Annotated in this window: 11 protein-coding genes and 1 pseudogene; 6 read left to right on the top strand and 6 right to left on the bottom strand. The window is 57.7% G+C overall.

The window, feature by feature from the left end:
• Positions 1-258 precede the first annotated feature (258 nt).
• On the bottom strand, positions 259-1,134 hold the full coding sequence (gene pcaR / locus IE038_RS11950) for a pca regulon transcriptional regulator PcaR (RefSeq protein WP_065758708.1): 876 nt from the start codon (positions 1,132-1,134) through the stop codon (positions 259-261).
• Positions 1,135-1,690: 556 nt separating this feature from the next.
• On the opposite strand from pcaR, the gene IE038_RS11945 reads away from it, so the two are divergent.
• Together IE038_RS11945 and IE038_RS11940 are read left to right on the top strand one after the other, a co-directional pair.
• Complete coding sequence (locus IE038_RS11945) at positions 1,691-1,891, top strand: hypothetical protein (protein WP_065758709.1); 201 nt, start codon at positions 1,691-1,693, stop codon at positions 1,889-1,891.
• A 340-nt stretch (positions 1,892-2,231) separates the two neighbouring features.
• A complete protein-coding gene (locus IE038_RS11940) occupies positions 2,232-3,704 on the top strand; it encodes an inorganic phosphate transporter (protein WP_163937259.1) in 1,473 nt (490 codons plus the stop codon).
• A gap of 66 nt (positions 3,705-3,770) precedes the next feature.
• Here IE038_RS11940 and IE038_RS11935 read toward each other — a convergent pair whose 3' ends face one another.
• Positions 3,771-5,246, bottom strand: a complete 1,476-nt coding sequence (locus IE038_RS11935) for a helicase HerA-like domain-containing protein (protein ID WP_189395679.1) — start codon at positions 5,244-5,246, stop codon at positions 3,771-3,773.
• Between the two features lie 172 nt (positions 5,247-5,418).
• Here IE038_RS11935 and IE038_RS25290 point away from each other — a divergent pair.
• Both IE038_RS25290 and IE038_RS25285 read left to right on the top strand, forming a co-directional pair.
• Positions 5,419-6,441 (top strand): annotated as a pseudogene (locus IE038_RS25290) (HAMP domain-containing protein); the annotation flags it as partial.
• 93 nt (positions 6,442-6,534) lie between these two features.
• Positions 6,535-7,299 carry a methyl-accepting chemotaxis protein gene (locus IE038_RS25285; protein WP_371917216.1) on the top strand — a complete coding sequence of 255 codons (765 nt, stop codon included), beginning with the start codon at positions 6,535-6,537 and terminating at the stop codon, positions 7,297-7,299.
• 126 nt (positions 7,300-7,425) lie between these two features.
• On the opposite strand, the gene purU is transcribed toward IE038_RS25285, so the two are convergent.
• Positions 7,426-8,277 carry a formyltetrahydrofolate deformylase gene (purU, locus tag IE038_RS11925; protein WP_189395677.1) on the bottom strand — a complete coding sequence of 284 codons (852 nt, stop codon included), beginning with the start codon at positions 8,275-8,277 and terminating at the stop codon, positions 7,426-7,428.
• Positions 8,278-8,578: 301 nt separating this feature from the next.
• On the opposite strand from purU, the gene mvaT reads away from it, so the two are divergent.
• On the top strand, positions 8,579-8,956 hold the full coding sequence (gene mvaT / locus IE038_RS11920) for a histone-like nucleoid-structuring protein MvaT (RefSeq protein WP_065761853.1): 378 nt from the start codon (positions 8,579-8,581) through the stop codon (positions 8,954-8,956).
• Positions 8,957-9,027: 71 nt separating this feature from the next.
• On the opposite strand, the gene sbcB is transcribed toward mvaT, so the two are convergent.
• The 3 genes from sbcB to IE038_RS11905 all read right to left on the bottom strand — a co-directional run bounded on the left by sbcB (position 9,028) and on the right by IE038_RS11905 (position 11,366).
• On the bottom strand, positions 9,028-10,458 hold the full coding sequence (gene sbcB / locus IE038_RS11915; protein ID WP_189395676.1) for an exodeoxyribonuclease I: 1,431 nt from the start codon (positions 10,456-10,458) through the stop codon (positions 9,028-9,030).
• Positions 10,459-10,494: 36 nt separating this feature from the next.
• A complete protein-coding gene (locus tag IE038_RS11910; protein ID WP_163939418.1) occupies positions 10,495-10,854 on the bottom strand; it encodes a PilZ domain-containing protein in 360 nt (119 codons plus the stop codon).
• Positions 10,855-10,979: 125 nt separating this feature from the next.
• Entirely contained in the window at positions 10,980-11,366 is a 387-nt protein-coding gene (locus tag IE038_RS11905; protein ID WP_189395675.1) for a tetratricopeptide repeat protein, read from the bottom strand.
• 181 nt (positions 11,367-11,547) lie between these two features.
• On the opposite strand from IE038_RS11905, the gene pyk reads away from it, so the two are divergent.
• Positions 11,548-12,999 carry a pyruvate kinase gene (gene pyk, locus IE038_RS11900; RefSeq protein ID WP_189395674.1) on the top strand — a complete coding sequence of 484 codons (1,452 nt, stop codon included), beginning with the start codon at positions 11,548-11,550 and terminating at the stop codon, positions 12,997-12,999.
• Positions 13,000-13,372: the final 373 nt, after the last annotated feature.

The raw sequence follows: 13,372 nt of genomic DNA, 5'->3' as shown, positions 1-13,372 counted from the left end.
GAAAGTACGCGTGCACGCCTGAGCGGCACAAACAATCGGGAGACGCAGTTTTTTTGGCTATCAGCTTCCGCGCAGGACGCTGTCGGACAGATGTGCGGGAATAGAAAGGGATGTAATCATGGGGGCTTGGCCTCTCGCTCATTATTATGTTCGACCAGCTAGGCTGGTCGATGCGAGGGACATTAATCAGACGCTAAATACCGCGCAATTCGCTAAGCGCAACTCTGTGCGTTTATCGAACAACATTCGAACTACCCTTCAGGCAAACAGTTGCGCGCTCAGATCACGACTGGCCGCCAGCATGATGGGCAGGAAGCGTTGCTCCAGTTCGCTGCGACTAACCCGCCCGGCATGGGTACTGACATTCAAGGCGGCCAGCACCTGACCCGACGAATCGTAGACCGGCACGGCAATGGAACGCAGGCCCTGCTCCAGCTCTTGGTCGACGATGCACCAACCTTGCTGGCGGACCTGCTGCAAGCATTCGAGCAGCGCCTCTGGGTCACGGATGGTTCGACTGGTCTTGGCCTGCAGGTCAGCATGCTCCAGGTACTCGTGCAACGTCGCATCGTCGAGTGCCGCCAGCAGAATCCGCCCCATGGAAGTGCAATACGCGGGCAACCGCCCGCCCACCGACAGGTCTACCGATATCAGCCGCTGCACCGTGGCCGAACGTGCGATGTACAGGATGTCGTCGCCTTCCAATGTGGCCATGTTGCAAGCCTCATGCAGTTGGTCACTCATGCGATCCAGATAAGGCTGGGCAGACACGGCCAACGGCGTGGAAGACAGGTAGGCATGCCCCAGGGTCAACACTTTGGGGAGCAACGAGTAGGTGCGCCCGTCCGTGGTCGCATAGCCCAGTTTGATCAAGGTATGCAGGCAGCGGCGCACTGCAGCCCGCGGTATTTCGGTACGATGACTGATCTGGGCGATGGTCAGGTGACGCTTGCGCTCCTGGAACGCTTGCACGACCGCCAACCCCCTGGCCAACGAGGTCATGAAGTCTGGATCGCCGGTGAATGCCTGAATACGCTTGGCCGGCGAAGCCACGATCGGGGGTGCCAACGATGCGAAAGAGCTGCGCAGTTGGTCGTTGAGTCCGGGCCCTTTGGGCTGTAGTTCGTCGTTCATGGCTTACCTCGGTAAAACGCTCACGAGTGCGATTATCGAACCAACGACCGATAATCGCAATTGACCGCAACCCACAATTGCTTATACCTTTCTCCAGCCACCATGTGGCTTCTTGGAGAGACTGGTCAGGTACCCACCGTAGAAGTCCCAGGCACGGCCTTGCTCTCGAAGCGAGGCCGTTTTTTATTTCTTGCAGCGACTCAACAGCATTGTGAGCGCACGTACAGGCCCGTCTTCATTTACGGACACGCATGTGCAACAGCACTTTATTGTTGAAGCCGACGCAGTACTGAACGATAGAGTTATTCAACTCGCTTGCTATAATCCAACTTCCGTTCGGATGATACGGTAATGCACACGGTCACTTGGGTCTCAGGCAAATAGCTCGACGACAGTGCCTTGACGCTTCAGAATACACACCGTCATCCGTTGACCCGGAAATAGGATTGCCTGCATGCGCCCTGTATTTCAGACGCCATTAGCGTGCAGGAATACGGTGTGCGGTGTCGCAACCGTGTTAACGCCAAAGTGTCATTTCAACTATCAGGTAACAACTGTGACGAAAGATGAACTGCGCGCGGAACTTGAGCGCCAGGAACAACGTTACAAGGAAGTTTACGGTGGTGAAGTCACCACCTACGCTGCCCAGCCCGACCCGGAACGCAAACCGTGGCGCAAACGTGCCAGTGTTCTCGACCAGGCTTTTGCCCAGGAGCTGCAAAAAATGGAAAAGGAGCTCAAGGCCGAGGAGCCTTAGGGTCGTTTTCCAACCGCCTGCCCGCCTTGCCCTGAAGGGTCATGTCGGGTGCGCGCGCAGCGCCATAGCTGGAGGAGTCTTGCGCTGGATCAGTTAACGGTTACGTAATTTCACAAAATTCATACGAACGTATGATTTTTTTGAGTTCGTTTAAAATCCTTGATTTCGCGGCATTTAACCGCAATTTCACCGACATTTATCCGCCTGAACCCGCCAACCCTCTTTTTTCATTGCCGCGAGCAGTCGCTGGACAGGTACTTACCGGCCAGCAGCTAGTGCATCGATTACCGATGATTTCTGGCATAATCGCGCCCCCTTATGACCGGGTCAGAAAACCTTCATGATCGAATTATTCAGCGGACTTGATGCCTGGGTCCTGGTAAGCCTGTTGCTTGCCTTGACCTTCGTGCTCGCATTCGAGTTCATCAATGGCTTTCATGACACCGCCAACGCGGTTGCCACAGTCATCTATACCAAAGCCATGCCGCCGCACCTGGCCGTGTTCTTTTCCGGCCTGTTCAACTTTCTCGGTGTTCTGCTCGGCGGCGTCGGGGTGGCTTATGCCATCGTTCACCTGCTGCCCGTAGAACTGCTGATCAATGTGAACACCGGGCACGGGCTGGCCATGGTCTTTTCCCTGCTGGCTGCGGCCATCGCCTGGAACCTGGGCACCTGGTACTTCGGGATTCCGGCGTCCAGCTCCCATACCCTGATCGGCTCGATTCTCGGCGTGGGCCTGGCCAACGCGATGCTCAACGACATTCCGCTGGGTGAAGGCGTGAACTGGCAGAAAGCGATCGATATCGCCATGTCGCTGGTATTGTCGCCAATGGCCGGCTTCCTGGTCGCTGCACTGGTGCTGCTTGCCCTGAAATGGTGGCGCCCGCTGTCGAAGATGCACAAGACCCCGGAAACACGCCGCCAGGTCGACGACAAGAAACACCCACCGTTCTGGAACCGCCTGGTACTGGTGATTTCGGCCATGGGTGTCAGCTTTGTGCATGGTTCCAACGACGGCCAGAAAGGTATCGGCCTGATCATGCTGGTACTGATCGGTATCGTACCCGCGCAGTTCGTCCTCGACCTGAACAGCACCACCTACCAGATCGAGCGTACCCGCGACGCAACCCTGCACCTGAGCCAGTTCTATCAGCGCAACAACGCGACCCTTGGCGAGTTCCTCGCCCTGGGCAAGGCAAAGGATGGCGACCTGCCGGAGCAGTTCAGCTGCAACCCGCAGCAGACCGAACCGACCATCAATGCCCTGACGCAATCGCTCGCGGGCGTCTCCGACTACCACTCGCTGTCGCCTGAAAAGCGCGTAGAAGTGCGACGCTATCTGCTTTGCCTGGACGACACCGCGAAGAAAGTCGGCAAGCTGCCAAACCTCCAAGCGCGTGAAAAGGCCGACCTGGAAAAACTGCGCAAAGACCTCACGGCAACCACCGAATATGCACCTTTCTGGGTCATCCTGGCTGTCGCATTGGCACTGGGTGTCGGCACCATGGTCGGCTGGAAACGCGTTGTACTGACCATTGGCGAGAAGATCGGCAAGCAAGGCATGACCTATGCTCAGGGCATGTCCGCACAGATCACCGCAGCCTGCGCCATCGGCATGGCCAACGTGTTCAGCCTGCCAGTGTCGACCACCCACGTGCTGTCTTCCGGTGTTGCCGGCACCATGGTCGCGAACAAAAGCGGCCTGCAAGGTGGCACCGTGCGCACCATCCTGCTGGCCTGGGTCCTGACCCTGCCGGCATCGATGGCGCTGGCAGCCGGGCTGTTCTGGCTGGCGTCCAAAGCCATCGTCTGATCAACGCCACACACCGCAAGAAAGGCGCCTTAGGGCGCCTTTTTTATGCCTGAGAAAATGTCACCGCTAGCGGCGCTTGCTCCCCAGTAGCGACCCCATCAACCCCCTGACCAACTGCCGACCCAGTTGACCCGCAGCCTGGCGCACAGCCGACTTGATCGCCTGCCCGGCAGCGCTCTGTAAAAACTCTCCAGCCTTATCGGCAAAGCTATCCTCAGCGGCGGCAGGCGCCTGCTCCGCTGCCGGCACAGCACCCTTGCGCGCTATCAGCATTTCATAGGCCGATTCGCGGTCGATCGGCTTGTCGTAACGCCCAGCCAATGGCGACGTCGCAATCAACTGCGCTCTCTGCGCATCACTCAATGGCCCGATACGAGATTGCGGTGGCGCTATCCGTACACGCTGAACCATCCCGGGCGTTCCCTTCTCCTGCAGGGTTCCTACCAATGCTTCACCGATTTCCAACTCAGTGAGCACCGACAGCGTGTCAAACGCGGGATTAGGCCGAAAGCCATCCGCCACAGCCTTGAGCGATTTCTGCTCTTTTGTCGTAAACGCCCGCAAGCCATGCTGGATACGCAACCCCAACTGAGCCAGTACATCGTCAGGCAGATCTGCGGGCGACTGGGTGACAAAGTACACCCCGACGCCCTTGGAGCGAATCAGCCGAACCACCTGCTCCAAACGCTCCTGCAATGCCTTGGGTGTCCCGTTGAACAGCAAGTGCGCCTCATCGAAGAACAATGCCAGCAGGGGCTTGTCCGCATCGCCACGCTCGGGCAATTGCTCAAACAGTTCAGCCAGCAACCAGAGCAGAAAGGTTGCATACACCTTTGGTGCCTCATGCACCAGGCGACTGGCATCCAGCAAGTGAATGCGTCCACGTCCGTCGGCGGCTGGCTGCAGGAGGTCTTCAAGCTGCAGTGCCGGCTCGCCAAACAATGCCTCGGCGCCCTGTTGCTCAAGGCTGGCCAGACGGCGCAAGAGCGCCTGGCTGGAACCGGTGGTCATCAGGGCAGCATCGTCCCCCAGCACCTGCGGGTTGTCCTTCAAATGCGCGAGCAGTGCCTTGAGGTCCTTGAGGTCCAACAGCAGCAACCCTTCGCGGTCCGCCACTTTGAACGCGGCATACAACGCTGCTTGCTGGCTGTCCGTCAGTTCCAGCAGGTTACCCAGCAGTAGCGGCCCTATCTCGCTGAGCGTGGTGCGCAAGGGGTGGCCCGACTGGCCGTGAACATCCCACAAGGTCACCGGATAGGCTTGCGGACGATGCTCAAGCCAAGGCATCGAGGCGATGCGTTCGGCCACCTTCCCCTGCGGATCACCCTCTGCGCCGAGACCGCACAAGTCACCTTTGACATCAGCAGCAAACACCGCCACACCGGCGTCGCTGAAGGCCTCGGCCAGATGCTGCAACGTGACGGTCTTTCCTGTGCCCGTGGCACCTGCCACCAGCCCATGACGGTTGGCCAGACGCAGTGCCTGAGCGACGGGCTGACCATCGAGATCAGCCCCCAGTACGAGGTGCGCGGAGTCAGTCATTATTTTTCTTTCCCCTGTTCAAGCTTTGCATGAAAGCGGTCGATAGCTAGGTGTGATAGACCGCACCAAAAGCCAGAAAAAGCCCCGACAAGGACATCGGACCCGGCACTGCTTTGAAACTGATACTTGTGCGACAGACCCGGATTAGAAGACCTTAGCGGACATATACGTTATGAACAAAAGCCTCCGTTTCAGCCATAAGATCCTAATGGCCGCTTCATTGATCGTCATGATCGCCTTCGCCCTCTTTACCTTATACAACGACTATCTGCAGCGTAATGCGATTCGCGATGATCTGAAAAACTATCTTGAGGAAATGGGCGAATCGACGTCGACCAACATCAAGAACCTGTTTGACGGTCGTATTCTGCTGGTACAAAACGCCGCCCAGAACATCGCCGCCTTCCCCAATCAGGAAGCAATCGGCACGATACTCGGCCAACAGTCGCTTGTTTCAAGCTTCCTGACGGTTTACCTGGGCGACATCAATGGTGGTTTCACCATTCGTCCGCTGACCAAGATGCCCGAGGGTTACGACCCACGCGTACGTCCTTGGTACAAGGACGGCCTGGCCGCAAACGGCCCGATCCTGACCGAACCTTACATCGACGCCAGCACCGGCAAGATGGTGATTTCCGTCGTGGTTACGGCAGCGCGCAATATCGGCGTGGTCGGCGGTGACCTGGCCCTCGATGGCCTGACCGAAATCATCAACTCGTTGAACTTCGGCGGCATGGGTTATGCGTTCCTGGTAAACGACCAGGGCAAAATCCTGGTGCACCCAGACAAAAACCTGGTGATGAAGTCGCTGTCGGACCTGTTCCCACAGAACACCCCGAGCCTGACCAAGGAAATGAGCGAAGTCGAGCTCAATGGCCGCACCCGGGTACTGAGCTTTGCACCTGTCAAAGGCTTGCCGTCAGCCAACTGGTACATCGGCCTGTCCATAGACAAGGAAAAAGCCTATGCCATGCTGAGCAAGTTCCGCACTTCCGCAATCATTGCCACCGTGGTGGCCATTGTTATCATCATGGCCCTGCTCGGCCTGCTGATTCGCATGCTGTTGCAACCACTGAACATCATGACCAAGGCAATGGAAGACATTGCTGAAGGTGAAGGCGACCTGACAAAACGACTGAATATTCACAACCATGATGAGTTCGGCACACTCGGCAAAGCCTTCAACCGTTTCGTCGAGCGCATTCATGGCTCCATTCGCGAAGTGTCCTCGGCGACCCAACAGGTCAACGAAGTGGCATTGCGCGTCATCAGCGCCTCGAACTCGTCGATGGTCAACTCTGACGAGCAGTCCAACCGCACGAACAGCGTTGCTGCGGCAATCAATCAACTGGGCGCAGCCGCTCAGGAAATCGCCCACAACGCTGCGCAGGCCTCACAACAAGCCAGTTCCGCACGGCACCTGGCCGAAGAAGGTCAGCAGGTGGTCGACCGCAATATCCAGGCCATGAACCGCCTGTCAGACCTGATCTGCACGTCCAGCGCCCACATCGAGACGCTCAACAACAAGACGGTCAACATTGGCCAGATTCTCGAAGTGATCACCAGCATCTCCCAGCAAACCAACCTGCTGGCGCTCAACGCCGCGATCGAAGCCGCACGGGCGGGCGAGGCCGGCCGTGGTTTTGCGGTGGTTGCCGATGAAGTCCGCAACCTGGCGCACCGCACTCAGGAGTCGGCGCAACAGGTGCAGAACATGATTGAGGAGTTGCAGGTTGGCGCCCGTGAGTCGGTTGACACCATGAGCCAGAGCCAGCGTCACAGCCAGGACAGCGTATCGATCGCCAATCAGGCAGGCGAGCGCCTGAGCAGCGTGACGCAACGCATCGGCGAGATCGACGGTATGAACCAATCGGTGGCCACCGCTACCGAAGAGCAGACGGCCGTTGTCGACTCGATCAACATGGACATCAATGAAATCAACATGCTTAACCAGGAAGGCGTCGAGAACCTGCAATCGACCCTGCGCGCCTGCTCGGACCTGGAGCAGCAGGCTACCCGCCTGAAACACCTGGTCGGCAGCTTCCGCATCTGACGCAACCTGCAGGCAGCGACACTCGTCGCTGCCTGCCCTGCCCCGCACGCCACATAGACCACACACGCTGTCGCTGGCGCGAAACGCTAGTGGACCGCGCCTGTCGAAATCGTGCTGAACCGCCGACTAGTTGAACACCACGGTTTTGTTACCGTGCACCAGCACGCGGTCTTCCAGGTGATAACGCAGGCCACGAGCCAGCACCATCTTCTCGACATCACGCCCGAAGCGAACCATGTCTTCAATGGTGTCGCTATGGCTGACGCGTACCACATCCTGCTCAATAATCGGGCCGGCATCCAGCTCTTCAGTGACGTAGTGGCAGGTTGCGCCAATCAGTTTCACACCCCGTACCGCCGCCTGATGGTAAGGCTTGGCGCCAACGAACGATGGCAAGAAACTGTGGTGAATATTGATCACCCTCTGTGCATATTCCTGGCACAACTGTGGCGGCAGGATTTGCATATAGCGCGCCAGCACCACCACATCGGCAGCATGCTCTTTGACCAGGCGCGATACTTCGGCAAATGCAGGCTGCTTGTCCTGAGGGTCGACCGGTACGTGGAAGAACGGAATGCCATGCCACTCAACCATGCTGCGCAGGTCGTTGTGGTTGGAAATGACACACGGAATTTCGCAATCCAGCTCATTGCTGTGAAAACGGTGCAGCAGGTCAGCCAGGCAGTGGGATTCGCGACTGGCCATCAACACCACACGCTTCTTCTGGTCAGTGTCGGTGATCCGCCACACCATGGAAAACTCTTCGGCAATGGGTGCAAACGCCTCGCGGAAAGCCTCGATACCGAACGGGAGGGTTTCAGCGCGAATTTCGTGACGCATGAAGAACCAGCCACTCAACTCATCGGAATGGTGGCTCGCTTCGTTGATCCAGCCGTTATAGGACGCCAGGAAATTACTGACTTTGGCGACGATGCCGACGCGGTCGGGGCACGCAATCACCAGCCGATAGGTGCGCATGAAAATGGACTCCAGAACTTCGCAAAGGCGCTCATTCTAACGACTGCCCAGCAAAACTGCAGTAATGATTGCAACTGTTACGCCGATCGGTGGACGATGCCGACACGGTCTGCAACCACTGGCGCTAAGCCAGCTACGACAAAAAGTTACTTGTTCCAAGACGCTTAAAGTTTGTAAATTTTTACCTGACAGTCTCCAGACATTAAAACTCATTCATGTGTTTTTCGAGTTTAATGTTTACTTGACGAAAACGCCTGACTATTATTGCCGCACTGTTTCCATTTTCCCCAAGGATTGCCCCATGTCCCTGATCAACGAATACCGCGCTACAGAAGAAGCCATCAAAGAACTGCAAGCCCGTCTGAAAAACCTGTCGGAAGACGACAAGCTGCAGAAAGAGCTGGAGTTCGAAGGCAAATTGCGCGAGCTGATGGGCGAGTATCAAAAGTCGCTGCGTGACATCATTGCCCTGCTCGACCCAGAGGCCAAACTGAACAAAGCGCCACGTGGTGCTGTGAAAACCACCGGCACCAAGCGCGCGCGCAAGGTCAAACAATACAAGAACCCACATAACGGCGAAGTCATCGAGACCAAAGGCGGCAACCACAAGACGCTGAAAGAGTGGAAAGCCAAGTGGGGCGGTGACGTGGTAGAAGGCTGGGCTACTCTGCTCGGTTAATCGCGACGGACAACGCCTGTTGTCCGTAATAAAAAACGCCAGCGTGCTGGCGTTTTTTTGTGCGCAATATTTTACATCTGCAAACGAACTTTAAGAGCCTGAACATAGTCACGCCATGCACCGAGCACTCCACGCTGTTGCTCAGTTGCCTGCGGCCAGCAGGCCTCTAGCGCCTGCTCAAAGCCGGAGAGCGTGTTAGGCGCCCCCATGGCCTCACTGAGCAGGCGTTGCCGACAAAACTCAAGCCAACGCTGATGCTCTTCACTGTTCAAGGTTTCAGGAAAGTTTCGCGCGCGGTAACGGAACAACAGCTCCGGTAACCGCTCATCGTCAAACATCCATTGCCCACTGACCAATTGTTGCGGATCAACACTACGCACCTGCTCGCACACGCGACGATCACGTTCGCCCAAAAAACCGTCATACAATTGCTGCTCCGGGTCTTCACTGGGCGAAAAGTCCTCGGTCGCATACACCGCTTTTAACTTGTCTTGAACAATCATCTGATTACATTGCAGCTCAGCGGCCCTGCCGTGATACAGCGACATATCCAGCGCCAACCGCTGTTGATCTTCATTGCGCAGTACTGACAACGGTGCAATCACCGGACAACGATTGACGTGAATCAACTTCAAGGGCACCGGCAGCTGCCCTTCAGCTAATGCTTCACGCCGCGTGTATAAACGCTGACGTAATACCTCGGCGTCTTCCTCCAACAACGGTTGCGGATCCAAGTGCAGGTCACAGACGATCAGCGCATTGCGATTACGCGGATGCCACGCCAATGGCAAGACCACCCCAAGATAGTTACGTGCAGCGGAGAAACGCCCGGAAATATGCACAAAGGGCTGCATCAGTCGAATATGGTCGAGTACGCTCTGTTTGCTGCGCAGTTGAAACAGCCAATCGTATAACCTTGGCTGCTTCTGCCTGACCAACCTTGCCATCGCAATAGTGGCACGCACATCGGACAAGGCCTCATGCGCCTGTCCATGACCAATACCGTTGGCCGCGGTCAGTAATTCAAGCCTCAGGCTGATTCGTCCGTCTTGCTCAGGCCAATTGATACCCTCCGGACGTAAGGCACAGGCGGCCCGTACCGTATCGATCAGGTCCCAACGGCTGTTGCCGCCTTGCCACTCTCGCGCATAGGGGTCAAAAAAGTTGCGGTAAAGGCTGTAGCGCGTAACTTCATCGTCAAAACGCAAGGTGTTATAGCCCGCACCACACGTGCCCGGGCGCGCCAGCTCGGCATGGATACGCGTCATGAACTCAGCTTCGCCAAGGCCGTGGTCCGCAAGGTGCTGCGGCGTGATCCCGGTGACCAGGCAGGCGGCCGGGTGCGGCAGGATATCGTCGCTGGGTCGGCAGTAGAGATTGATCGGTGCCTCGATCTCGTTAAGCTCAAGGTCGGTGCGTACACCGGCAACCTGCAACGGGCGATCGCTACGGGGGTTGATGCCGGTGGTTTCGTAATCGTGCCAGAAGATGCTGGAGCTCACGGAAATTCCCTGCTCAGAAAATCTTCCGAGTCTACCTCATGCCGAAGCGCTCAACGGGTAGAAGCTGAAGTAGTTCCGCAGTGCTAGCACCAGGTGATCGTATTCACGAGGGGGATTCAGCAGCATGAAACCCGAGTCGTAGTGACCTGGCGTCTGGTCCTCATGACACCAGAGACAACTGGCGGTCAGATTGATCAAGTGCTGGGCACCGTCAATGCCGGGCAAACGGATCTGCAACTCAAAGTCCGGCCCGACCAGCAGGGGCAACTGGCTGATCAGCATCAAGCCGTCTTCCGATACATTACCCAGGTAGCCAATAGGCTGGTCAGTGAGACGGTTGAAAACCTTGAGGAAATAAGGGAGCTGGTGCCGCTCGATATGGCGCTCGGTAAACATGGTTCGAACCACTGTCGGAGACCCTTGAGCAGGGTCGCGCTAGTACCGCCGATGGGGAGGCGCTCGCCTTACAAGACTAGCGCAACATACCCCATACGTCACAATCGAACCGTAACACTTTAGCACTAACGCCAAGGGGTGACTGTTGCCGGACGCGCAATCGCTTCCTCACCCGCACGGTAGTGACCCAGGCGCTCCAGCGTCTGCAAACGCGCACGGGCACGGAACGCATACTCGTTCTGCGGGTAACGCTGCATGATGTACTGGTAGGTCTGCACCGCATCCGGGTAGAGCTTCTGGCGCTCCAGGCACTGCCCGCGCAACATCGACACTTCAGGCTGCACGAACGGCCGGGCTCGGCTTGCGCGCTCGACCTGAGACAGTTCGAGCATCACGCGCTCGCAGTTGCCCCGATCATAAGCCCGGTAGGCATTGTTGAGATGGTGGTCCATCGACCAGCGGGTACAGCCAACGACACTGGTCGCCAAGGCTAAAACAATCAAGGCTCGCATGGGGATTCTCCTGTGATGTGCAGTGTATCGGCTTTTCACCGCAAATCTGAAGACACGCGGCCAGACGCCTGTCCTGCTGTTCAAACGCCCCCACTCCGCCAGCAAGGTAGTTCACAGGAACAATGACTACAGGCTTTTTCAGGAGTAGCCTTTCGCAGCGCTTCACTAAAGGAGTCTGTGCATGACCATCCGCCGTACCAAAATTGTCGCCACCCTTGGCCCCGCCAGTAATTCACCGGAAGTTATCGAGCAACTGATCCTCGCCGGTCTGGATGTCGCGCGCCTGAACTTCTCTCACGGCACCCCAGCAGAGCACAAGGCTCGCGCCCAGTTGATCCGTGAAATCGCCGCCCGCCTCGGTCGCCATGTAGCCCTGCTCGGCGACCTGCAAGGCCCGAAAATTCGTATCGCCAAGTTCGCCAACAAACGGATCGAACTCAAGGTCGGTGATCGCTTCACCTTCTCTACTGCTCACCCTTTGACCGAAGGCAACCAGGACATCGTCGGCATCGACTACCCGGACCTGGTCAAGGACTGTGGCGTAGGCGATGAACTGCTGCTCGACGATGGCCGTGTGGTCATGCGCGTCGAAACCGCCACCGAGGACGCGCTGCACTGTTCCGTGCTGATCGGTGGCCCGCTGTCTGACCACAAGGGCATCAACCGTAGAGGCGGTGGCCTGACCGCGCCGGCCCTGACCGAGAAAGACAAAGCCGACATCAAGCTGGCGGCCGAAATGGACCTGGACTACCTGGCCGTTTCATTCCCGCGTGACGCCAGCGACATGCAATATGCCCGTCGTCTGCGCGATGAAGCCGGTGGCAAAGCCTGGCTGGTGGCCAAGATCGAACGCGCAGAAGCCGTTGCCGACGATGAAACCCTCGACGGCCTGATCGCAGCCAGTGACGCCGTCATGGTTGCCCGGGGTGACCTGGGCGTTGAAATCGGCGACGCCGAACTGATCGCGATCCAGAAGAAGATCATTCAGCACGCCCGCCGCAACAACAAGGCCGTGATCGTCGCCACCCAGATGATGGAGTCGATGATCCAGAACCCGATGCCGACCCGCGCCGAAGTGTCCGACGTTGCCAACGCCGTCCTGGACAACACTGACGCGGTGATGCTTTCGGCAGAAAGTGCTGCCGGTGCCTACCCGGTCGAAGCCGTCCAGGCCATGGCACGCATCTGCCTGGGCGCGGAAAAGCACCCGACCAGCCAGAAGTCCAGCCACCGCCTGCACACCCGCTTTGAGCGCTGCGACGAAAGCATCGCCTTGGCGGCCATGTACACCGCCAACCACTTCCCCGGTGTCAAGGCGATCATCGCCCTTACCGAAAGTGGCTACACCCCTCTGATCATGTCGCGCCTGCGCTCTTCGGTGCCGATCTTTGCCTTTTCGCCACACCGTGCCACCCAGGCGCGTGCCTCGATGTTCCGTGGTGTGTACCCGGTAGCGTTCGACCCGGCAGCCCTGCCAGCCGACAAAGTCAGCCAGGCCGCAGTGGACGAGTTGATCCAGCGTGGCGTGGTTCAGCAAGGCGACTGGGTCATCCTGACCAAGGGTGACAGCTACCACACCATTGGTGGCACCAATGGCATGAAGATCCTGCACGTCGGCGACCCGATCGTCTAAGGTCAAGCCAGCCCCTCAAAAGCCCTGCCCTGAAAAGCAGGGCTTTTTCGTTTGTGCAGCCTGCACGCCTTCGCCCCAACACCCACCGATTCGAACCCGCACTTTCGGAATTGCCCTACATCAATTCCGGGACATCTTTGTTAGCGTTCGACGCCTTTACCCAGCGTGCGCTGACAGATACTGCCCAGGCAACGCTTGAGCGCCCAGCTGACCGAACCGCCCCCAACAACAAGGAGCGCATGGAATGAGCGCCGAAAGGAAAGCCTTTGTCTGCCAGTTGGCCGAAGCCGACCGTGCCGCCAGGGCTCACCCCCATGTCGACATCAACAGCCCGGTGGAGCCTTGCCAAGCCTCGCAGCCCGAAATCTTCGTC

The sequence above is a fragment of the Pseudomonas laurentiana genome, assembly GCF_014648275.1.
Classification (GTDB): Bacteria; Pseudomonadota; Gammaproteobacteria; order Pseudomonadales; family Pseudomonadaceae; genus Aquipseudomonas; species Aquipseudomonas laurentiana.
This window is presented reverse-complemented; position numbering and strand designations above follow the sequence as displayed.

Coding starts and splice junctions, on each gene's coding strand:
- pcaR (WP_065758708.1), bottom strand. CDS start 1,134: ATGAACGACGAACTACAGCCCAAAGGGCCCGGACTCAACGACCAACTG.
- IE038_RS11940 (WP_163937259.1), top strand. CDS start 2,232: ATGATCGAATTATTCAGCGGACTTGATGCCTGGGTCCTGGTAAGCCTG.
- IE038_RS11935 (WP_189395679.1), bottom strand. CDS start 5,246: ATGACTGACTCCGCGCACCTCGTACTGGGGGCTGATCTCGATGGTCAG.
- IE038_RS25285 (WP_371917216.1), top strand. CDS start 6,535: ATGGTCAACTCTGACGAGCAGTCCAACCGCACGAACAGCGTTGCTGCG.
- purU (WP_189395677.1), bottom strand. CDS start 8,277: ATGCGCACCTATCGGCTGGTGATTGCGTGCCCCGACCGCGTCGGCATC.
- mvaT (WP_065761853.1), top strand. CDS start 8,579: ATGTCCCTGATCAACGAATACCGCGCTACAGAAGAAGCCATCAAAGAA.
- IE038_RS11910 (WP_163939418.1), bottom strand. CDS start 10,854: ATGTTTACCGAGCGCCATATCGAGCGGCACCAGCTCCCTTATTTCCTC.
- IE038_RS11905 (WP_189395675.1), bottom strand. CDS start 11,366: ATGCGAGCCTTGATTGTTTTAGCCTTGGCGACCAGTGTCGTTGGCTGT.
- pyk (WP_189395674.1), top strand. CDS start 11,548: ATGACCATCCGCCGTACCAAAATTGTCGCCACCCTTGGCCCCGCCAGT.